The sequence below is a fragment of the Mycolicibacterium elephantis DSM 44368 genome, assembly GCF_004014805.1.
GTDB lineage: Bacteria > Actinomycetota > Actinomycetes > Mycobacteriales > Mycobacteriaceae > Mycobacterium > Mycobacterium elephantis.
In genome coordinates, this window is sequence record NZ_ATDN01000039.1 from 1 (window position 1) to 21108 (window position 21108).

Here is a 21108-nt window from a genome sequence, read left to right on the forward strand (position 1 = left end):
GCGGCCCCGGCCCACTCGGTGCGACGGCCGCGGCTGCGGCGGCTGCAGCTGCTCGGCCTCGTCGTGGGCGCCGGAGCGGCGCTGGCCGGCGTCGTCGTCGGGGTGGCGATGCTCGCCGACGCGCCCCCCACCAGCCGCGATCCCGGCCCGACCGCGCGCAGCATCACGGTGTCGCCATCGGTGCCACCCGTCGCGCTGTCCGACGCCGAGATCCTGGCCCTGCTCGACCGGCCACCCGACTACGGCGCGCTGGCGGACCCGAAACCGCTGGCCTCCTGCCTGACCGGGCTGGGCTATCCCGAGGCGACGCCGCTGGGCGCGCGGCCGGTCGACGTCAGCGGCCGCGCGGCGGTGCTGTTGCTGCTGCCCGGTGACACGGACAGCTCCGTCGTCGCGGTGGTCGTGCCCCCGACCTGCACCGCGGCGCACACCGGCTTGCTGGCCCGTACCGCGCTGCACCGTCCGTAATCGACCGGGAACACCTGGGCTTAGGCTGGTGTTTGTACTCGTGCCGCCCGTCTTCGGCAGAAAGGCGCCCATGACCTCGACGTCCACGGTCCACGACGTGATCATCATCGGATCCGGCCCGGCCGGCTACACCGCCGCCATCTACGCGGCCCGAGCGCAGCTGTCGCCGCTGGTGTTCGAAGGCACCCAGTTCGGCGGGGCGCTGATGACCACCACCGAGGTGGAGAACTACCCCGGCTTCCGCAACGGCATCACCGGTCCGGAGCTGATGGACGAGATGCGCGAGCAGGCCCTGCGCTTCGGCGCCGACCTGCGCATGGAGGACGTGGAGGCGGTGTCGCTGGACGGCCCGGTCAAGACTGTCACCGTCGGCGACGAGACCCACCGGGCCCGCGCGGTGATCCTCGCGATGGGTGCGGCCGCGCGCCACCTCGGCGTTCCCGGCGAGGAGGCGCTCATCGGCATGGGCGTGAGCACCTGCGCCACCTGCGACGGGTTCTTCTTCCGCGACGAGGACATCATCGTGGTCGGGGGCGGCGACTCGGCGATGGAGGAGGCGATCTTCCTCACCAAGTTCGCCCGCAGCGTGACGCTCGTGCACCGCCGCGACGAGTTCCGCGCCTCGCGGATCATGCTGGAGCGCGCCAGGGCCAACGAGAAGATCACCTTTGTGACGAACACCGAAGTGCTCGAGATCGAGGGCAGCCCGAAGGTCAGCGGCGTGCGGTTGCGCAACAAGCTCACCGGCGAGGAGTCCAAGCTGGCGGTCACCGGGGTGTTCGTCGCGATCGGACACGACCCGCGTTCGGAGTTGGTGCGCGGCCAGATACACCTCGACGAGGACGGCTATGTGCTGACCGAGGGCCGCACCACCCACACATCGCTGGAAGGGGTGTTCGCCGCCGGCGACCTGGTCGACCGCGTGTACCGGCAGGCGATCACCGCCGCGGGAAGCGGCTGCGCGGCCGCTATCGACGCGGAACGCTGGCTGGCCGAAATCGGTTCTGCCCCAAGCGATGAAGAGACATCAACCCCTGCCTGATTGGAGTACCACCCGATGGCTGATACCACCCCCGCCGCTACCGTCGCCGTGACCGATGACTCGTTCTCCGCCGACGTATTGTCCAGCAGCACCCCGGTGCTCGTCGACTTCTGGGCCACCTGGTGCGGCCCGTGCAAGATGGTCGCCCCGGTGCTCGAGGAGATCGCGACGGAAAAGGCCGGTCAGCTGACCGTGGCCAAGATCGACGTCGACGCCAACCCGGCGACCGCGCGTGACTTTCAGGTGGTGTCGATTCCCACGTTGATCCTGTTCAAGGACGGCGAGCCGGTCAAGCGCATCGTCGGGGCGAAGGGCAAGGCCGCACTGCTGCGCGAGCTTGCCGACGTGGTCTAACGCCGCAACCGGACGGGCGAACACCCGCCTGGCGTTTTCTCGATTCACGTAGCCGTCTGAGACAATACTGGCTAAGTCACTGATGCCTTGTCAGCGTGGTGGGGGCGCTGACAACTGTGATCGAAAGGTCGCCCATGTCCAGTCTGCGTCGCGGTGACCGCGGAGCCGCGGTCACCGAGATACGGGCTGCGCTGGCCGCGTTGGGCATGATCGATAACCCCGACGACGAGATCACCACCGGTAAGCACGTCGCCGCCGACATGTTCGACGACGAACTGGACCGTGCGGTGCGCGCCTTTCAGCAGCACCGCGGGCTTCTGGTCGACGGCATCGTCGGCGAAGCGACTTACCGTGCCCTGAAAGAGGCTTCATACCGGCTCGGGGCCCGCACGCTCAATCACCAGTTCGGCGCGCCGATGTACGGCGACGACGTGGCCACACTGCAGGCTCGCTTGCAGGACCTGGGTTTCTACACGGGTTTGGTCGACGGTCATTTCGGGTTGAGTACGCACAACGCGCTGATGTCGTATCAGCGTGAGTACGGGCTTTATCCGGACGGCATCTGCGGCCCGGAAACGTTGCGGTCCTTGTACTTTCTGGGTTCACGAGTCACCGGTGGCTCGCCGCATGCGATCCGCGAGGAGGAGTTGGTGCGCCAGTCCGGGCCGCGGCTTTCGGGCAAGCGCATCATCATCGACCCGGGCGGTGCCGACCACGGGCTGATCATGGACGGTCCGAACGGGCCGATCAGCGAAGCAGACATCCTGTGGGACTTGGCCAGTCGGCTCGAAGGCCGGATGACCGCGATCGGCATGGAGACCTTCCTGTCGCGCCCGCCCAACTCGTCGCCCTCCGATGCCGAACGGGCCGCCACCGCCAACACCGTCGGCGCCGACCTGATGATCAGCCTGCGCTGCGCGACCCAGCCCACCCCTGCCGCCAACGGGGTCGCGTCGTTTCACTTCGGCAACTCGCACGGCTCGGTGTCCACGATCGGCCGTAACCTGGCCGACTTCATTCAGCGAGAAGTGGTGGCGCGCACCGGATTACGGGACTGTCGCACGCACGGGCGCACGTGGGATCTGTTGCGGTTGACCAGGATGCCCACCGTGCAGGTCGACGTCGGTTACATCACCAACCCGCACGACCGCGCCATGCTGGTGTCCACCCAGACCCGGGACTCGATCGCCGAGGGCATTCTGGCCGCGGTCAAGCGGCTTTACCTGCTCGGCAAGAACGACCGTCCCACAGGGACATTCACCTTCGCCGAACTGCTGGCGCACGAACTCTCCGTAGAGAAGGCCGGCCGGGTCGGCCGGTCCTGACGCGAACTCAATAGGCCGAACGGGCGCCCGCGCCGACGGGTTGTTGCAGCTCGGCGGCCTCCAGTAGCCGTTCCAGCGCCGCTTCCACGTCGGCCTTCCAGCCCAGTCCCTGTTCGAGTTCCAGCCGCAGCCGCGGGAAGTACGGGTGGGCAGCGACGACGACGAACCCGGCGTCCTGCAACATGTCGGCGGACAGCACGCACTGGTCCACCGAGCAGTCGCCGAGCACCTCCGTCACCGTGCGCAGCGACGGGGTCACCGCGCGCGGGTCGGCGAGTTCGCCGACCGCGGCCGTGCGACCGAACGCCTCCAACGCCCGTGCACCGCGACGCACCAGGTCCCCGACGACGGCGGCGATCAGGCTGCGTGGCAACGTGTCGGCGTCGTCGCACGGCTCCACCCCCAGCGAGGTCAGCAGCACCGCGTCGGCACTGACCGGACCGGTCGGAAAATGACGGGCCCGGGGCACCGCGATCGGCGGCGCGTAGAACGCGTACCCCAGGCACTGTTCGTCACCGCGGAGGGTGACCGGCTCGTCGTCGGCTCCGTCGGGGCACTGCACCGCGATCTGCCCGCATGGCCCCCATTCGAGCATGACCATCGACAGCCAGGCTTCCTTCTCGAACTCGGGGTCCGACAGGTGGGCGCTCTTCCCGGAAACCGCGTCGGCGCCCGTCTCCAGTGTCGAAGGATCGACCTCCCAGTACACGCAGCGACGGGCGTGTTTGGGTAGCTGCTCGAAGCCATCGAGCCGAAGAGGCGCGATTCGTGCTGACACTAAACTCTCCGGGTTCCACGCGGTGCCGAGAGGTACGGCTGCCCTTCCAGGATAGAAGCCCGCGGCGTGGCCGGTCCGGTTTCCTGGTTCGGCGGCACAACTGGCCGGTGTGAATGCGAAACCGGTTGAGTCGCAGCCGGATTGGCTTCGGCCCGGCAGTCGTGCGGGCCGGTGGCCGATGTCAGTGTCACAGTGACGTAATTACCGCGGGTGGCTGGTCAGCGCTCTGCGGCGGTCATCAAGTCGACGATGCGTTGCAGATCGTCGACCGACCCGAATTCGACCACGATCTTGCCCTTGCGTTTGCCCAGGCTGACCGTGACCCGGGTGTCGAACGCCGTCGAGAGCCGTTCAGCAACATCCTGCAGACCCGGCATGTGGATCGGCTTGCGCCGCTGGGGCGACGGCGTTGACCCTTCCGAGCGGTTGGCCAGCGTGACCGCTTCCTCGGTGGCGCGCACGGACAACCCTTCGGCGACGATCCGGGCGGCCAGCTCCTCCTGCTTCTCGGGGCCGCCCTCCAGCGAGAGCAGCGCGCGTGCGTGGCCGGCTGACAGCACCCCGGCGGCGACCCGCCGCTGTACCGCGATCGGCAGCCGCAGCAGCCGGATCATGTTGGTGATCCCCCGGCGGCGCCCCGCCGCTGTACCGCGATCGGCAGCCGCAGCAGCCGGATCATGTTGGTGATCAACGGCCGTGACCGACCGATGCGGGCGGCCAGTTCGTCGTGGGTGACCCCGAACTCGTCGAGCAGCTGCTGGTAGGCGGCCGCCTCCTCCAATGGGTTCAGCTGCACGCGGTGGATGTTCTCCAGCAGGGCGTCGCGCAGCATGCCGTCGTCGGCGGTCTCGCGCACGATCGCCGGGATGGTGTCCAGCCCGGCCTGCTGGACCGCCCGCCAGCGGCGCTCGCCCATCACGAGTTGGTAACGCTGGCTCTCACCGGGCGCGACGGGCAGGCTCCGCACGACGATCGGCTGCATCAGACCGAACTCGCGGACGGAGTGGACGAGTTCGGAGAGCGCGTCCTCGTCGAAGACCTGGCGGGGCTGGCGCGGGTTGGGCTCGATGGCGGCCGGGTCGATCTCGCGGTAGACCGCGCCGACGTTGGCGGCGGGCGCGCCGTTACCGTCCACCGAGCCACCGATCACCACGTCGGCGGCCGCGTCGCCCATCCGGGCGCCGTACGTCGAGTCGCCGTCGGCGGGTCCCGTGGGGATGAGCGAAGCCAGCCCGCGACCGAGTCCGCTGCGCTTGCGTGATGGCGACTGGGTCATTGCACTCTCTTCCCTGTTCTCCGCGAGTGGCCCACCGCGGGCACCCGCCTTACCGGTCCTGTCCGGGCTGGCCGCGTTGGGCGATTTCGCGGCTCGCGTCCAGATAGCTCATCGCCCCCCGGGAGCCCGGGTCGTAATCGAGGATCGTCATGCCGTAGCCGGGCGCCTCGGAGACCTTGACACTGCGCGGGATGACGGTCCGCAATACCTTATCGCCGAAGTGTGACCGAACATCGGCGGCGACTTGATCGGCGAGTTTGGTGCGCCCGTCGTACATCGTCAGCACCACGGTGCTGACCTCGAGTTGCGGGTTGAGGTGCGCCTTGACCATCTCGATGTTGCGCAGCAGCTGACCGACCCCTTCGAGGGCGTAGTACTCGCACTGGATCGGGATCAGCACCTCCGGGGCGGCGACCAATGCGTTGATGGTCAGCAGGCCCAGCGACGGGGGGCAGTCGATGAAGACGTAGTCGAAGTTGTAGTCCTTGAGCCCCGCCAGCGCGGTGCGCAGCCTCCCTTCCCGCGCCACCATGCTGACGAGTTCGATCTCCGCCCCGGCGAGGTCGATCGTCGCCGGGACACAGTACAACCGCTCGCTGTGCGGGCTGCGTTGCAGCGCCTCCTGCAGCGGGATCTCGCCGATCAGCACCTCGTAGGACGACGGTGTGCCCGGGCGGTGTTCGATGCCCAGCGCGGTGCTGGCGTTGCCTTGCGGGTCGAGGTCGATGACCAACGTGTTGAGCCCCTGCAGCGCCAGCGCCGCCGCGACGTTCACGGCGGTCGTCGTCTTGCCCACCCCGCCCTTCTGGTTGGCGATCGTGAAAACACGTTGCCGCGCCGGCCGGGGCAGGCCCCCTTTGGCGGCCGCGTGGAGCAGTCGCACGGCTCGCTCGGCCTCCGCCCCGATTGGGGTGTCCACCGCCGCTGAGTCCTTCCAGTCCTCGGCGGGCGGCGCCGCGGGGTCCCATGTTTCACGTGGAACCTCGGGTTGCGGCGCAGAGGATGTTTCACGTGAAACGTCTTCATCGCCCGAGCGCCGCCCGGCGTCCACGTCGGCACCGCCTGGCGCGGGGCCCCCGCGCTCAGGAACCGAAGTCATTGTCGTCTCCTGCCCGTTGCTGAGCGGTGTGGTGTCGGAGCGCGCCGTCGCGCCACGACGATGGTCACGGGTGGATCCAAGAAGTCCGCGCCACATTTCATCACCCTTACATCGGCCGCACCGAGCGTCGTCATCACACGCCGGTGTTCCCGGACCTCCTCCTCGGCCCGCTCCCCTTTGATCGCCAGCATCACGCCGTCCGCGCGTAGCAGCGGCATGCTCCACTTCGTCAACTTGTCCAGCGATGCGACCGCACGCGACACCACGGCGTCCTGCTCCCCCACTTCGCGTCGCACGGCCGGCTCCTCGGCCCGGCCCCGCACCACCGCTACGTCGATCGCCAACTCCTCGATCACCTCGCGTAGAAACTCACTTCGGCGCAGCAGGGGCTCGATGAGGGTCAAGCGTAGGTCCGGACGCGCCAACGCCAACGGTATCCCGGGCAACCCGGCGCCACTGCCGATGTCGGCCACCGCAGCGCCCGGCTTGAGCAACTCGGCGACGGCCGCGCTGTTGAGTAGGTGGCGCTCCCACAGCCGATCGACCTCACGCGGCCCGATCAAGCCCCGCTCAACCCCGGCATCCGCCAACAGCTCGGCGTAGCGGCGCGCGCGGTCGATCCGGTCTCCGAACAAGGTCTCGGCGGCCGGGGGCGCTGCCGACGCCTCGTCATGTTTCACGTGAAACATCCTCCGGGAATCCCGCACCGCCGCTGCCGAACGAACTACATCGATGTAACTCAGCCTTCGGTCAATCCAGCAGCACGACCACGCGGCGCGAGGGCTCGACGCCTTCGCTCTCGCTGTGCACGCCGTCGATCGCGGCGACGGCGTCGTGCACGATCTTGCGCTCGAACGGCGTCATCGGCGCAAGTTCCTCGCGTTCGCCGGTTTCCAGGACCCGGCGTGCGACCTTCTCGCCCAACGCCGAGAGCTCGTCGCGCCGGCGGCGCCTCCACCGCGCGATGTCGAGCATCAGCCGGCTGCGCTCACCGGTCTTCTGGTGCACCGCCAGCCGGGTCAACTCCTGAAGCGCGTCGAGCACCTCGCCGTTGCGTCCGACCAACTTGGTCAGGTCCCCACCGCCGTCGATGCTGACGACCGCGCGGTCGCCCTCCACGTCCAGATCGATGTCGCCGTCGAAGTCGAGCAGATCCAGAAGCTCCTCGAGGTAGTCGCCGGCGATCTCGCCCTCCGCGACCAAGCGCTCCTCAATGTCGTCGTCAACCGCCGACGCGGTCTCCCCGGCGTCCTGCTCCTCGGTGATGTCGTCGTCGCGCTCGGTCGTCTCAGCGTCCGTCATGGCTGTGTCTCTCCTCATTCCACCGGTGTGGACCGGTCAACGTTTCCGCTTCTTTGGGCGTGCGCCCGGCCGCGGCGTGGCCCCTGGCCGTGGGGCGCGGTTGTTGGTGCCCGATGTGGACTTGCGCGAACCGGTGCTCGACGGCTTGGCCGCCGGGGTCTCCTCGGTCTCGCCGGTCGCGTCGGCGCCGCTGTCCGTTTTCGCGGTCGCGGTCGTCTGCGCGGCCGCGGCCTGACCCTTGCGGGTCCGCTTCGGCTTGGCCCCCGGCGGCGGCGCGTTCTGGGCGCGGCGTTCGAGCGCCGCCTGCTTCTTGGCTTCTTCTTCCTTCGCGATCTTGCCGAACACGTAGTGCTGCTGGCCGAATGTCCAGATGTTGTTGGCGAGCCAGTACATCAGGATCGCCAGCGGCAGGAACGGTCCGCCGACCACAACGCCGAGCGGGAACACATACAGCGCCAGCTTGTTCATCAGCGCCGTCTGCGGGTTCGCCGCGGCCTCGGCGCTCTGCCGCGCCACCGACGCCCGGCTGTTGAAATACGTCGCGATACCGGCGAGCACCATGATCGGCACGCCGACGGCGATCACTGCCCCGCGGTCGAAGACGGTGAACGCCGCCGTACTCGCCTCGGGCTGCGTCATCCATGCGCCGATCGGCGCGCCGAACAGGTGGGCGTCCAGGAAGTGTCCGACGTCCGTGGCGCTGAAGACGTAGTTGGGCAGGGTCCGGTTCACCGCGGGGTCGAGGTGCTGCGCCCCGATCCCGTAGCCGCCGGTGCGGTTGAAGGACCGCAGCACATGGAACAGGCCGATAAACACCGGGATCTGCGCCAGCATCGGCAAGCAGCCGAGGATGGGGTTGAAGCCGTGCTCCTTCTGCAGCTTCTGCATTTCCAGCGCCATCCGCTGGCGGTCCTTGCCGTATTTCTTCTGCAGCGCCTTGATCTGGGGTTGCAGCTCCTGCATCTGGCGCGTGGTGCGGATCTGTTTGACGAACGGCTTGTAGAGGAGCGCGCGCAGGGTGAACACGAGGAACATCACCGACAGCGCCCAGGCGAAGAAGTTCGACGGCCCCAACAGGAAGGCGAACAGCTTGTACCAGACCCACATGATCGCCGACACCGGGTAGTAGATGATGTCGAGGCTGAACCAGTTAAACACGCGTCTCGCTTCCTGATCGCACTGCCGGAACCTCACGCCGCTGCGCGTCGGGCGTCCGATCGGCTCGATACTCGGTTGTGTGCGCACACCTTTCGTGCGCTTCACCCTTGGGTTCCGGGATCGGGTCCCATCCTCCCTTATGCCACGGCCCGCATTTGAGCAGCCGCACCACCGCGAGCCAGCCGCCCTTGATGAGCCCGTACTCGCTCAGCGCGTCGACGGCATACTGGCTGCAGGTCGGCATGAAACGGCACGTCGGCAACCGCAGGGGCGAGATCATGTTGCGGTACAGCTGGATGACGAAGATGACCCCGCGCGCGGCGCTACCGGCTTTCACCGCACGGCTCCGCTCTTGGGTCTGCTCCGCTTGAGCGCCGATCGCAGTTCCTGCTCCAACCGCGCCGAGATCGCATGCCTGCTGCTGGGCATCGCGCGGATCACCACGCGATCAGCAGGGTCGAGTTCATCGAGCACCGCGCGCGCCACGTGCCGCAACCGGCGCGCCACTCGATGTCGTTGCACTGCGGTACCAACCGATTTCGAAACCACCAGCCCGATCTTCGGGCCGTCTTCTGCCCCACTGTCCGTACGCAGGGTGTGCACCACCAGATCGGGTTGCACCGCGCGCACCCCTCGGCTCACCGTCGCCCCGAAGTCGCTCGACCGCGTCATCCGGTACCGCGCCGGAAGCACCGCGCTAGCTCCTGGATCGGGCTACGCAGACAACGCGCGACGGCCCTTGCGGCGCCGGTTCGACACGATGGCCCGGCCGGCCCGGGTCCGCATCCGCAGCCGGAAGCCGTGCACCCGTGCCCGGCGCCGGTTGTTCGGCTGGAAAGTCCGCTTGCCCTTGGCCACGGCTCTATCTCCTTGTTGCGTCTTGCACCCGCAGCCCACACCGATCGACGATCGCTGCGCTGGACACGGTTGCCGTTGGTAAGCTCGTCCGTCCCGCTTGACCGGCGCGGTCCCCATTCGATCCTGGGTCGCAGCCGTGCCGCCACGTCCGGGCGACTGTTCGAGGGTACTGACGAGTTTTGCCTGGGTCAAACCTTGCCGGCGGCCCGCCCGCACCGTCACATCCGTCACACTGGTCCCGCCCCGGTGCAGGGCAAAAATCCGCTTCCGTCAATGTTGCGGAACGGTTGGCACCCGGCCAGAAAACTGTTAGCTTCTGCCAAGGCCGATTCGATAACGAAACGGCGACAGACAACGAAATGAGGATGGCCGAAAAGTCGCGAGCCCACGGCACGCACCACGACTGTGACGAGCCCCGGCCCGTGCCCTCCTCACCGGCAGACAACAGAGCGACGACGGTTGTCCGTTATCCACAATCTGTGGATAACCATGTGGACAGTTCGTCATCGTTCATTTGGTCGTCCCAGGGTCGGCCTAAAAGGGGGTACTAGTCATTGACAGCGGACCCCGACCCCCCGTTCGTGTCGGTGTGGAACACCGTCGTCGCTGAACTCAACGGGGAAACCCGGCCGGCCGACGGCACCAACGGGGACCCGGCCATCCCGACCCTCACCCCCCAGCAAAGGGCATGGCTGAAGCTGGTCAAGCCGCTCGTCATCACCGAGGGTTTTGCTCTGCTGTCGGTACCGACCCCGTTCGTGCAGAACGAGATCGAACGGCACCTGCGCGAGCCGATCATCAGCGCGCTCAGCCGCCAGCTCGGCCACCGCGTCGAGCTGGGCGTCCGCATCGCCGCTCCGTCCCCCGAGGACACCGAGGACAGCGCCGCCGGTTTCTCCTCCCCTCCGCCCCTCGAGCCCGACGAGGTCGACGAGGTCTCCGAAGCGCTGGCCAGCGCGGAGGAGAGCTGGCCCAGGTACTTCGCCAACCGGGGACACCTCAACCCCGCCGCGGACGAGGACACCGCGGTCAACCTGAACCGCCGCTACACCTTCGAGACGTTCGTCATCGGGGCGTCGAACCGGTTCGCCCATGCCGCCACTCTCGCGATCGCCGAGGCGCCGGCCCGGGCCTACAACCCGTTGTTCATCTGGGGCGAGTCCGGGCTGGGCAAGACGCACCTGCTGCACGCCGCGGGCAACTACGCCCAGCGGTTGTTCCCCGGGATGCGGGTCAAGTACGTCTCGACCGAGGAATTCACCAACGACTTCATCAACTCCCTGCGCGACGACCGCAAGGCCTCGTTCAAACGCAGCTACCGCGACATCGACGTGCTGCTGGTCGACGACATCCAGTTCATCGAGGGCAAGGAAGGCATCCAGGAGGAGTTCTTCCACACCTTCAACACCCTGCACAACGCCAACAAGCAGATCGTCATCTCCTCGGACCGCCCCCCCAAACAGCTGGCCACCCTCGAGGACCGGCTACGGACCCGGTTCGAGTGGGGTTTGATCACCGACGTCCAGCCGCCCGAGCTGGAGACCCGGATCGCGATCCTGCGCAAGAAGGCGCAGATGGACCGCCTGGACGTGCCCGACGACGTGCTCGAACTCATCGCCAGCAGCATCGAACGCAACATCCGCGAGCTCGAGGGCGCGCTCATCCGGGTCACCGCGTTCGCCTCGCTGAACAAGACCCCGATCGACCGGTCACTGGCCGAGATCGTCCTGCGCGACCTGATCTCCGACGCCAGCACCATGCAAATCAGCACGGCCGCGATCATGGCGGCCACCGCCGAGTACTTCGAAACCACGGTCGAGGAACTCCGCGGGCCCGGTAAGACGCGGGCGCTGGCCCAGTCCCGGCAGATCGCGATGTATCTCTGTCGTGAGCTCACCGACCTCTCACTGCCCAAGATCGGGCAGGCCTTCGGCCGCGATCACACCACAGTGATGTACGCGGAGAAGAAGATTCGCGCGGAGATGGCCGAACGCCGCGAGGTGTTCGATCACGTCAAGGAACTCACCACCCGGATCCGGCAGCGCGCCAAGCGCTGAATTCCGCCGCACTCGGTCCCCCGCCGCCGGCTGGCGCTCGTCGCTGCCGAGAAATTCCGGAAAATCTTTGGCATCTCCAGCACCACTTGTCACACGCCGAGGCTGTGCACATCGGTGTGGAGAACCTGGGATCAACCGCTGAATGAGCGCGAGGCTCTTGCACAGGCCGGCCGAACTCCACAGCGGCTGTCATTTCATCAACGCCCCATCCACAGGTCATTCACAGCAGCGAATCGCGCTGTGCTGGGTGGACCGCCGGTTATCCCCAATGTGCACAGGACCTAATACTGTTGCTTGGTTATCTCAAGAGATTGTTCTTAGAAGAAGGCGGCTGGGGAGATACCGCGCCGTCGTGGTTTCAAACCGGTCGCCGACCTGCATGTCAGCCCGATCGATTAGCTTTCAAGTTGAGGCGGAAAGCTCTACGGTGGTTCAGCGGCGGCCGTTACGGTCGTTCCGACGCAGTCGGTCGAATGCGGGTGAAACACCGGTGAACCGCTGCGTAATGCTTGTTGTGCTCATGATCGAAGGGACCCAATGGACGTGGCGACGACAACGGTCGGTCTCACCGATTTGAAGTTCCGGCTGGTGCGCGAAGACTTCGCCGACGCGGTGGCCTGGGTAGCCCGAAACCTTCCGACCCGACCGACGGTTCCGGTGCTGGCCGGGGTGTTGCTCACCGGCACCGACGACGGTTTGACGATCTCGGGCTTCGACTACGAAGTGTCGGCCGAGGTGCAGGTTCCAGCTGAAATAGCCTCTCCGGGAAGCGTTTTGGTTTCTGGCCGGTTGTTGTCGGATATCACCAGGGCCTTGCCGGCCAAACCGATCGACGTCAGTGTCGAAGGCACGAGGGTGTCGCTGACCTGCGGCAGCGCGAGGTTCTCGCTACCCACGATGGCGGTCGAGGACTACCCCACGTTGCCGCCGCTGCCCGAGGAGACCGGGGTGCTCTCCTCGGAGTTGTTCGCCGAGGCGATCGGTCAGGTGGCCGTCGCCGCCGGCCGCGACGACACGTTGCCGATGCTCACCGGTATCCGGGTGGAGATCGCTGGGGAGAAGGTGGTTTTGGCCGCCACCGACCGGTTCCGGCTGGCCGTGCGCGAGCTGACCTGGTCCACGTCCTCGGCGGATCTGGAAGCCGCGGTCCTGGTGCCCGCCAAGACGCTGGCCGAGGCGGCGAAGGCGGCCACCGACGGCGGTGAGGTGCACCTGTCGTTGGGTGCCGGGTCCACCGTCGGCCAGGACGGTCTGCTGGGCATCCGCAGCCAGGGCAAGCGCAGCACCACCCGCTTGCTGGATGCCGAGTTCCCCAAGTTCCGCCAGCTGCTGCCCACCGAGCACACTTCGGTGGCGACCGTTGGCGTCGCCGAGTTGTCCGAGGCGATCAAACGCGTCGCGCTGGTCGCCGACCGCGGCGCACAGGTGCGGATGGAGTTCGCCGACGACGTGCTGCGGTTGTCCGCCGGCGCCGACGACGTGGGCCGCGCGGAAGAGGATCTGCCCGTGACGTTCGCGGGCGATCCGCTGACCATTGCGTTCAACCCCACCTACCTGACCGACGGCCTGGGGTCCTTGCATTCCGAGCGGGTGACGTTCGGGTTCACCACGCCGAGCCGTCCCGCGGTGCTGCGTCCGGCCGGCGACGAGGACACCGCCGTCGCGACGACGGGCCCGTTTCCTGCCGCGCAGACGGACTACGTCTACCTGCTGATGCCGGTGCGGCTTCCTGGCTGACCGGCCCGATCGCCAGGAGAGGGGCGCATATGCAACTGGGTCTGGTCGGGCTGGGCAAGATGGGCTTCAACATGCGCGAACGCCTGCGCAAGGCCGGACACGAGGTCATCGGCTACGACCCGAGGCCAGAAGTCAGCGACGTGCCGTCGCTTGCCGCGCTCGCGGATGCCCTGCAGACACCCCGGGTGGTCTGGGTGATGGTGCCGTCGGGGTCGATCACCCGCGAGACGATCACCAGCCTGGCCGACGAGCTCAGCGCGGGCGACCTGGTCATCGACGGCGGCAACTCGCGCTACACCGAAGACGGTCCGCATGCAAAGATGTTGGGCGACAAGGGAATCAATTTCGTCGACGCGGGTGTCTCCGGTGGCGTCTGGGGTTTGACAGAGGGTTACGGGCTGATGGTCGGCGGCGCCGACGCCGATGTCGAGCGCGCGATGCCGATCTTCGACGCGTTGCGTCCCGGCGGGCCGCGCGAGGACGGGTTCGTACACGCCGGACCGGTCGGTGCCGGCCATTTCGCCAAGATGGTGCACAACGGTGTGGAGTACGCCCTGATGACCGCGTACGCCGAGGGCTACGAAATGCTGGCCGCAGAAGACCTCATCGAGGATCCGCAAGCGGTCTACCAGGCGTGGACCAACGGCACCGTGGTCCGGTCCTGGTTGCAGCAGTTGCTGGCGAAGGCGTTGAAAGAGGATCCGGGCTTCGCCGAGATCAGCGGCTACACCGAGGATTCCGGCGAAGGCCGGTGGACGGTGGAAGAGGCGATCCGGCTGCGGGTGCCGGTGCCGAGCATCGCGGCGGCGCTGTTCGCGCGGTTCCTGTCGCGCCAGGACGAATCACCCACGATGAAGGCGGTCGCGGCGCTGCGCAACCAGTTCGGCGGGCACGCGGTCAAACGGATCAGCGAGTCCGGCTAGGTGCCTGCAAACGCGAGGAGCGATTAGCGTGCACGTCCGTCGTCTCGGTTTGACCGACTTCCGGTCGTGGCCCCGGATCGACCTGGAACTCGAGCCGGGGCGCACCGTGTTCGTCGGCCCGAACGGCTTCGGCAAGACGAACATCATTGAGGCGCTGTGGTATTCGTCGACTCTGAGCTCACACCGCGTGGCGACCGACGCCCCGCTGATCCGCACCGGCGCACGGCGGGCGGTGGTGTCGACCATCGTGGTCAACGACGGTCGCGAGCTGGCGGTGGACCTGGAGATCACCGCGGGGCGGGCCAACAAGGCCCGGCTCAACCGGTCACCGGTGCGTGCGGCGCGGGAGGTTCTCGGGGTGTTGCGCGCGGTGTTGTTCGCGCCCGAGGATCTGGCGCTGGTGCGCGGCGATCCCGGGGAGCGCCGGCGCTACCTGGACGAGCTCGCCACCACCCGGCGCCCGCAGATCGCGGCCATGCGCGCGGACTATGACAAGGTGCTGCGGCAACGGACGGCGCTCCTGAAGACCGCCGCGGCCGCCCGGTATCGCGGCGACCGCGGCGTGCTGGACACCCTCGACGTCTGGGACGGGCATCTGGCCGAGAAGGGCGCGCGGCTCATCGCGGCGCGCGTCGACCTCGTCAACCAACTGGCCCCGGAGCTGGAGAAGGCCTATCAACTGCTGGCGCCGGCGTCGCGGCCGGCGTCGATCCGGTACCGCAGCGGGGTGGAGCTCATCGAGCAGGAGAGCGCCGCGGGGACCGGCAACGCGGAGCTGTTCGAGGCGGCGCTGCTGGACGCGGTGGCGCGCCGCCGCGACGCCGAACTCGAGCGCGGCGTGTGCCTGGTCGGCCCGCACCGCGACGATCTGGAGTTGCGGCTGGGGGACCAAGTCGCGAAAGGCTTTGCCAGCCACGGGGAGTCGTGGTCGATGGCGTTGGCGTTGCGGCTGGCGGCCTACGAACTGTTACGCGCCGAGGGAGGTGACCCGGTGCTGTTGCTCGACGACGTGTTCGCCGAACTCGACACCTCCCGACGCCAGGCGCTGGCCAACGTCGCGGCCGATGCCGAACAGGTGCTGGTCACCGCGGCGGTCGCCGACGACATCCCCGGCGACTGGGACGCGCGCCGGATAGAGGTGTCGATGCGCGACGGTGATGACGGCCGGATCTCGGAGCTGAGGGGGGTCGGCGATGAGTGACGACGAACTGCGCCCGCCCGAGCACCTGGCGCACCTGACCGGGATGGATCTGGTGCGGCGCACCCTCGAGGAAGCGCGCGGCGCCGCCCGCCGCCAAGGTAAGGACGTCGGGCGAGGCCGAGAACCACGCCCGCGCCGGGTGGCGGGCAGCAGCCGACGACGCTGGTCGGGGCCGGGACCGGACTCCCGTGATCCCCAACCGCTCGGTTCGGCGGCGCGTGAGGTCGCCCGCACCCGGGGCTGGTCCGGCCGCGTGGCGCAGGGCGCGGTGTTCGGCCGCTGGCCCGCGGTCGTCGGCGAACAGATCGCCGCGCACGCCAGGCCCACCACGCTGCACGACGGCGTGCTGACGATCTCGGCCGAATCCACGGCATGGGCCACCCAACTGCGGATGGTGCAGGCGCAACTTCTGGCCAAGATCGGCGCCGCGGTGGGTGACGGGGTGGTCACGTCGCTGAAGATCGTCGGTCCGGTGGCCCCGTCGTGGCGGAAGGGGCCCTATCACATCGCCGGCCGGGGTCCTCGCGACACCTACGGTTAGCGGGGTGGTCCGGAAGGTTCCTGAATCGCACGAGAACGCCTCGATCCGCGTTCCCAAGCGTCATCAGGCACCTTCATGCGAAAAATTCCACAGGCGGCGCAGATAGGTGTGTGGAAACGCCCCCTGAGAATCGGTCCTGACGGTACTTGCCGGTAGACTGTTGTCAGATCCGCGGGCGGTGGTCGACCGCTCAGCATGCCTTCCCCGGCAAGAGACTTAAGGAGACCCGTCCAACGTGGCTGCCCAGAAGAAGAGTGCTCCCAAGGAGTACGGCGCCGATGCAATCACCATTCTCGAAGGGCTCGAGGCTGTCCGCAAACGGCCGGGTATGTACATCGGCTCGACGGGTGAGCGTGGGCTGCACCATCTGATCTGGGAGGTGGTGGACAACTCGATCGACGAGGCGATGGCGGGTTACGCCACCAGGGTCGACGTCAGACTTGTCGCCGACGGCAGTGTCGAGGTCACCGACGACGGTCGCGGCATCCCGGTGGCCAAGCACAAGCAGGCCGGCATCCCCACCGTCGACGTGGTCATGACCCAGCTGCACGCCGGCGGCAAGTTCGGCGGGGAGAACAGCGGCTACGCGGTCAGCGGTGGCCTGCACGGCGTGGGTGTCTCGGTGGTCAACGCGCTGTCCTCGCGCGTCGAGGTCACGATCATGCGGGACGGCTACGAGTGGTTCCAGTACTACGACCGATCGGTGCCCGGCGAGCTCAAGCAGGGCGGCAAGACCAAGAAGACCGGGACGACGGTGCGGTTCTGGCCCGATCCGGACATCTTCGAGACCACCGAGTACGACTTCGAGACCGTGGCGCGGCGCCTGCAGGAACAGGCGTTCCTGAACAAGGGCCTGACCATCTCGTTGACCGACGAGCGGGTCCGGGCCGAAGAGGTCACCGACGAGGTGGTCAGCGACGTCGCCGAGGCGCCGAAGTCCGCCGAGGAGAAGGCCGCGGAGGCGGCCGAGCCCGTCAAGGTCAAGCACCGCACGTTCCACTACCCCGGCGGCCTGGTCGACTTCGTCAAGCACATCAACCGGACCAAGACCCCGATTCACCAGAGCATCGTCGACTTCTCCGGGAAGGGTGACGGCCACGAGGTCGAGGTCGCGCTGCAGTGGAACGCCGGCTACTCCGAGTCGGTGCACACCTTCGCCAACACCATCAACACCCATGAGGGCGGCACCCACGAGGAGGGCTTCCGCGCGGCACTGACCAGCGTCGTCAACAAGTACGCCAAAGACAAGAAGCTGCTCAAGGACAAGGATCCCAACCTCACCGGCGACGACATCCGCGAGGGCCTGGCCGCGGTCATCTCGGTCAAGGTGGCCGAACCGCAGTTCGAGGGTCAGACCAAGACCAAGCTCGGCAACACCGAGGTGAAGTCGTTCGTGCAGAAGATCTGCAACGAACAGCTGGCCCACTGGTTCGAGGCCAACCCTGCCGAGGCGAAAACGATTGTGAACAAGGCGGTCTCGTCCGCGCAGGCGCGCATCGCCGCGCGTAAGGCGCGCGAGTTGGTGCGCCGCAAGAGCGCCACCGACATCGGTGGGCTGCCCGGCAAGCTGGCCGACTGCCGCTCCACCGATCCGCGGAAGTCCGAGCTCTATATCGTGGAGGGCGATTCGGCGGGCGGCTCGGCGAAGAGCGGCCGCGACTCGATGTTCCAGGCGATCCTGCCGTTGCGCGGCAAGATCATCAACGTCGAGAAGGCCCGCATCGACCGGGTGCTGAAAAACACCGAGGTGCAGGCGATCATCACCGCACTGGGCACCGGCATCCACGACGAGTTCGACATCTCCAAGCTGCGCTATCACAAGATCGTGTTGATGGCCGACGCCGACGTCGACGGCCAGCACATCGCCACGCTGCTGCTGACGCTGCTGTTCCGGTTCATGAAACCGCTCATCGAGAACGGGCACGTCTACCTGGCGCAGCCGCCGCTGTACAAGCTCAAATGGCAACGCAGCGAACCGGAATTCGCCTACTCGGACCGCGAGCGCGACGCGCTGCTGGAAGCGGGCCTGGCCGCGGGCAAGAAGATCAACAAGGACGACGGCATCCAGCGCTACAAGGGCCTCGGCGAGATGGACGCGAAGGAACTGTGGGAGACCACGATGGATCCGTCCACGCGAATCCTGCGCCAGGTCACCCTCGACGACGCCGCGGCCGCCGACGAGCTGTTCTCGGTGCTGATGGGCGAAGACGTGGAAGCGCGTCGCAGCTTCATCACCCGTAACGCCAAAGACGTTCGCTTCCTTGATGTCTAGGGCAACCTTCAAAGAATCAACCCATAGGACTCATTAAATGACTGACACCACGTTGCCGCCCGGCGACGAAGCAGGCGACCGCATCGAGCCGGTCGACATTCAGCAGGAGATGCAGCGCAGCTACATCGACTACGCGATGAGCGTGATCGTCGGCCGCGCGCTGCCCGAGGTGCGCGACGGGCTCAAGCCGGTGCACCGGCGGGTGCTATACGCCATGTACGACTCGGGTTTCCGGCCCGATCGCAGCCATGCGAAATCGGCCCGCTCGGTGGCCGAGACGATGGGCAACTACCACCCGCACGGCGACGCGTCGATCTACGACACCCTGGTCCGGATGGCCCAGCCGTGGTCGCTGCGCTACCCGCTGGTCGACGGGCAGGGCAACTTCGGCTCGCCTGGAAACGACCCGCCGGCGGCCATGAGGTACACCGAGGCGCGGCTGACCCCGCTGGCGATGGAGATGCTGCGCGAGATCGACGAGGAGACCGTCGATTTCGTTCCCAACTATGACGGCCGGGTGCAGGAACCGACGGTGCTGCCGAGCAGGTTCCCGAACCTGTTGGCCAACGGCTCGGGCGGCATCGCGGTCGGCATGGCCACCAACATCCCGCCGCACAACCTGCGCGAGCTCGCCGAAGCGGTGTACTGGTGCCTGGAGAACTTCGATGCCGACGAGGAGAAGACGCTCAAGGCCGTCTCCAAACGCGTCAAGGGACCGGACTTCCCCACCGCGGGAATGATCGTTGGCACACAAGGTATTACGGACGCGTACACCACCGGTCGCGGCTCCATCAAGATGCGCGGCGTCGCCGAGATCGAAGAGGACAGCCGCGGTCGCACCAGCCTCGTCATCACCGAGCTGCCGTATCAGGTCAACCACGACAACTTCATCACCTCGATCGCCGAACAGGTCCGCGACGGCAAGATCGCCGGCATCGCCAACATCGAAGACCAGTCCAGCGACCGGGTCGGGCTGCGCATCGTCATCGAGCTCAAGCGCGACGCCGTGGCCAAGGTGGTGCTGAACAACCTCTACAAGCACACCCAGCTGCAGACCAGCTTCGGCGCCAACATGCTCGCGATCGTCGACGGGGTCCCCCGCACGCTGCGGCTGGACCAGATGCTCCGGCACTACGTCGACCATCAGCTCGATGTCATCGTGCGGCGCACCACCTACCGGCTGCGCAAGGCCAACGAACGGGCCCACATCCTGCGCGGTCTGGTCAAGGCGCTCGACGCCCTCGACGAGGTGATCGCGTTGATCCGGGCCTCGGAGACCGTGGACATCGCGCGCCAGGGCCTGATCGAGCTGCTCGACATCGACGACATCCAGGCCCAGGCCATCCTGGACATGCAGCTGCGTCGGCTGGCCGCCCTGGAACGGCAGCGGATCGTCGACGACCTGGCCAAGATCGAGGCCGAGATCGCCGATCTGGAAGACATCCTGGCCAAGCCCGAGCGGCAGCGCGGGATCGTGCGCGACGAACTCAAGGAAATCGTCGACAAGCACGGCGACGACCGCCGGACCCGCATCGTGGCCGCCGACGGCGAGGTCAGCGACGAGGACCTGATCGCCCGCGAGGACGTCGTCGTCACGATCACCGAGACCGGCTACGCCAAGCGCACCAAGACTGACCTCTACCGCAGCCAGAAACGCGGCGGCAAGGGCGTGCAGGGCGCCGGGCTCAAGCAGGACGACATCGTCAACCACTTCTTCGTCTGCTCGACGCACGACTGGATCCTGTTCTTCACCACGCAGGGCCGCGTCTACCGGGCCAAGGCCTACGACCTGCCGGAGGCGTCGCGCACCGCGCGCGGCCAGCACGTGGCCAACCTGCTGGCGTTCCAGCCGGAGGAGCGCATCGCCCAGGTCATCCAGATCAAGACCTACGAGGATGCGCCGTATCTGGTGTTGGCCACCCGCAACGGCCTGGTGAAGAAGTCGCGGCTGACCGACTTCGACTCCAACCGCTCCGGGGGCATCGTGGCGATCAACCTGCGTGACGGCGACGAACTGGTCGGGGCCGTGCTGTGCTCGGCCGACGACGACCTGCTGCTGGTGTCGGCCAAGGGCCAGTCCATCCGGTTCTCGGCAACCGACGAGGCGCTGCGCCCGATGGGCCGGGCCACCTCCGGCGTGCAGGGCATGCGGTTCAACGCCGACGACGCGCTGCTGTCGCTGAACGTCGTGCGTGAGGGCACATATCTGCTGGTCGCCACCTCCGGTGGCTACGCCAAGCGCACCGCCATCGAGGAGTACCCGGTGCAGGGCCGCGGCGGCAAAGGGGTGCTGACGATTCAGTACGACAAACGCCGTGGCACCCTTGTTGGTGCGTTGATCGTCGATGACGACACGGAGCTGTACGCCATCACCTCGGGCGGCGGTGTCATCCGGACGGCGGCTCGCCAGGTCCGCAAGGCCGGGCGGCAAACCAAGGGCGTTCGGTTGATGAACCTGGGTGAGGGCGACACACTGGTTGCCATCGCGCGCAACGCCGAGCAAGGTGACAGCACCGACGAGGTCAACACCGACCCTGGGGCCTGAGCACCCGTCACCAGTGAGGAGCCGTAGGTGAGTTCACCGAACGAGCCAGGACACCCGCGCGCGGTCGATGGTCCCGGTGGCGGCAACGGCGCCGGCGGTGGCCCCGAGCACGACGGCGGCGCGCTGGGCGCGGCGGCGTCGCGGCCGGGCGTCTCCGAGCGCGGCGACGCAC

18 protein-coding genes and 2 pseudogenes are annotated in these 21108 nt (G+C 67.5%); 11 read left to right on the forward strand and 9 right to left on the reverse strand.

From position 1 onward, the window contains the following. From MELE44368_RS26770 to MELE44368_RS21240, 4 genes and pseudogenes are all read left to right on the forward strand, one after another. Window positions 1–468: pseudogene (locus MELE44368_RS26770) on the forward strand (hypothetical protein); the annotation flags it as partial. 70 nt (window positions 469–538) lie between these two features. After that, on the forward strand, window positions 539–1510 hold the full coding sequence (gene trxB, locus MELE44368_RS21230) for a thioredoxin-disulfide reductase (protein WP_128110325.1): 972 nt from the start codon (window positions 539–541) through the stop codon (window positions 1508–1510). Between the two features lie 15 nt (window positions 1511–1525). Beyond that, a complete protein-coding gene (gene trxA / locus MELE44368_RS21235; protein WP_128110326.1) occupies window positions 1526–1864 on the forward strand; it encodes a thioredoxin in 339 nt (112 codons plus the stop codon). A 134-nt stretch (window positions 1865–1998) separates the two neighbouring features. Continuing rightward, window positions 1999–3189: an N-acetylmuramoyl-L-alanine amidase gene (locus MELE44368_RS21240; protein WP_128110327.1), complete on the forward strand. Its 1191-nt coding sequence runs from the start codon at window positions 1999–2001 to the stop codon at window positions 3187–3189. Between the two features lie 7 nt (window positions 3190–3196). Here the strand turns inward: MELE44368_RS21240 and MELE44368_RS21245 are convergent, their stop codons facing one another. The 9 genes and pseudogenes from MELE44368_RS21245 to rpmH form a co-directional block, all read right to left on the reverse strand. Beyond that, on the reverse strand, window positions 3197–3967 hold the full coding sequence (locus MELE44368_RS21245; RefSeq protein ID WP_128110328.1) for an acetyltransferase: 771 nt from the start codon (window positions 3965–3967) through the stop codon (window positions 3197–3199). Between the two features lie 218 nt (window positions 3968–4185). Next, window positions 4186–5243: pseudogene (locus MELE44368_RS21250) on the reverse strand (ParB/RepB/Spo0J family partition protein). Between the two features lie 49 nt (window positions 5244–5292). Further along, window positions 5293–6342, reverse strand: a complete 1050-nt coding sequence (locus tag MELE44368_RS21255; protein ID WP_241566715.1) for a ParA family protein — start codon at window positions 6340–6342, stop codon at window positions 5293–5295. After that, complete coding sequence (rsmG, locus tag MELE44368_RS21260; RefSeq protein ID WP_164890190.1) at window positions 6339–7031, reverse strand: 16S rRNA (guanine(527)-N(7))-methyltransferase RsmG; 693 nt, start codon at window positions 7029–7031, stop codon at window positions 6339–6341. Before rsmG ends, MELE44368_RS21255 begins: the two co-directional genes overlap by 4 nt. A 61-nt stretch (window positions 7032–7092) precedes the next feature. Continuing rightward, entirely contained in the window at window positions 7093–7644 is a 552-nt protein-coding gene (locus tag MELE44368_RS21265) for a Jag family protein (protein WP_128110330.1), read from the reverse strand. A gap of 36 nt (window positions 7645–7680) precedes the next feature. Next, window positions 7681–8802: a membrane protein insertase YidC gene (gene yidC, locus MELE44368_RS21270; RefSeq protein ID WP_128110331.1), complete on the reverse strand. Its 1122-nt coding sequence runs from the start codon at window positions 8800–8802 to the stop codon at window positions 7681–7683. Further along, entirely contained in the window at window positions 8795–9082 is a 288-nt protein-coding gene (gene yidD, locus MELE44368_RS27200) for a membrane protein insertion efficiency factor YidD (RefSeq protein ID WP_241566716.1), read from the reverse strand. Before yidD ends, yidC begins: the two co-directional genes overlap by 8 nt. A gap of 53 nt (window positions 9083–9135) precedes the next feature. After that, a complete protein-coding gene (gene rnpA, locus MELE44368_RS21280) occupies window positions 9136–9495 on the reverse strand; it encodes a ribonuclease P protein component (protein WP_128110333.1) in 360 nt (119 codons plus the stop codon). Window positions 9496–9516: 21 nt separating this feature from the next. After that, the gene (gene rpmH / locus MELE44368_RS21285) at window positions 9517–9660 is read right to left on the reverse strand and encodes a 50S ribosomal protein L34 (RefSeq protein WP_082933415.1); all 144 of its coding nucleotides are present in this window, start codon (window positions 9658–9660) and stop codon (window positions 9517–9519) included. A 554-nt stretch (window positions 9661–10214) separates the two neighbouring features. Between rpmH and dnaA the strand changes: the two genes are divergently transcribed. From dnaA to gyrA, 7 genes are all read left to right on the forward strand, one after another. Then, window positions 10215–11717 (forward strand): chromosomal replication initiator protein DnaA, encoded by a 1503-nt coding sequence (dnaA, locus tag MELE44368_RS21290; protein WP_128110334.1) that lies wholly within the window; start codon window positions 10215–10217, stop codon window positions 11715–11717. 543 nt (window positions 11718–12260) lie between these two features. Next, complete coding sequence (dnaN, locus tag MELE44368_RS21295; protein ID WP_206613826.1) at window positions 12261–13454, forward strand: DNA polymerase III subunit beta; 1194 nt, start codon at window positions 12261–12263, stop codon at window positions 13452–13454. 29 nt (window positions 13455–13483) lie between these two features. Continuing rightward, entirely contained in the window at window positions 13484–14377 is an 894-nt protein-coding gene (gene gnd / locus MELE44368_RS21300) for a phosphogluconate dehydrogenase (NAD(+)-dependent, decarboxylating) (RefSeq protein ID WP_064930355.1), read from the forward strand. A 28-nt stretch (window positions 14378–14405) separates the two neighbouring features. Next, on the forward strand, window positions 14406–15578 hold the full coding sequence (gene recF / locus MELE44368_RS21305; protein WP_128110336.1) for a DNA replication/repair protein RecF: 1173 nt from the start codon (window positions 14406–14408) through the stop codon (window positions 15576–15578). After that, the gene (locus MELE44368_RS21310) at window positions 15571–16119 is read left to right on the forward strand and encodes a DUF721 family protein (RefSeq protein WP_128110337.1); all 549 of its coding nucleotides are present in this window, start codon (window positions 15571–15573) and stop codon (window positions 16117–16119) included. The genes recF and MELE44368_RS21310 overlap by 8 nt, the downstream gene beginning before the upstream one ends. Window positions 16120–16354: 235 nt before the next feature. Next, window positions 16355–18391, forward strand: a complete 2037-nt coding sequence (gene gyrB / locus MELE44368_RS21315) for a DNA topoisomerase (ATP-hydrolyzing) subunit B (protein ID WP_128110338.1) — start codon at window positions 16355–16357, stop codon at window positions 18389–18391. A gap of 37 nt (window positions 18392–18428) precedes the next feature. Then, window positions 18429–20936: a DNA gyrase subunit A gene (gene gyrA, locus MELE44368_RS21320; RefSeq protein WP_128110339.1), complete on the forward strand. Its 2508-nt coding sequence runs from the start codon at window positions 18429–18431 to the stop codon at window positions 20934–20936. Window positions 20937–21108: the final 172 nt, after the last annotated feature.

Excerpts from the sequence above, each read along its gene's own strand:
- trxB (WP_128110325.1), top strand. The coding sequence starts at position 539 with ATGACCTCGACGTCCACGGTCCACGACGTGATCATCATCGGATCCGGC.
- trxA (WP_128110326.1), top strand. The coding sequence starts at position 1,526 with ATGGCTGATACCACCCCCGCCGCTACCGTCGCCGTGACCGATGACTCG.
- MELE44368_RS21240 (WP_128110327.1), top strand. The coding sequence starts at position 1,999 with ATGTCCAGTCTGCGTCGCGGTGACCGCGGAGCCGCGGTCACCGAGATA.
- MELE44368_RS21255 (WP_241566715.1), bottom strand. The coding sequence starts at position 6,342 with ATGACTTCGGTTCCTGAGCGCGGGGGCCCCGCGCCAGGCGGTGCCGAC.
- rsmG (WP_164890190.1), bottom strand. The coding sequence starts at position 7,031 with ATGTTTCACGTGAAACATGACGAGGCGTCGGCAGCGCCCCCGGCCGCC.
- MELE44368_RS21265 (WP_128110330.1), bottom strand. The coding sequence starts at position 7,644 with ATGACGGACGCTGAGACGACCGAGCGCGACGACGACATCACCGAGGAG.
- yidD (WP_241566716.1), bottom strand. The coding sequence starts at position 9,082 with ATGATCTCGCCCCTGCGGTTGCCGACGTGCCGTTTCATGCCGACCTGC.
- gnd (WP_064930355.1), top strand. The coding sequence starts at position 13,484 with ATGCAACTGGGTCTGGTCGGGCTGGGCAAGATGGGCTTCAACATGCGC.
- MELE44368_RS21310 (WP_128110337.1), top strand. The coding sequence starts at position 15,571 with ATGAGTGACGACGAACTGCGCCCGCCCGAGCACCTGGCGCACCTGACC.
- gyrA (WP_128110339.1), top strand. The coding sequence starts at position 18,429 with ATGACTGACACCACGTTGCCGCCCGGCGACGAAGCAGGCGACCGCATC.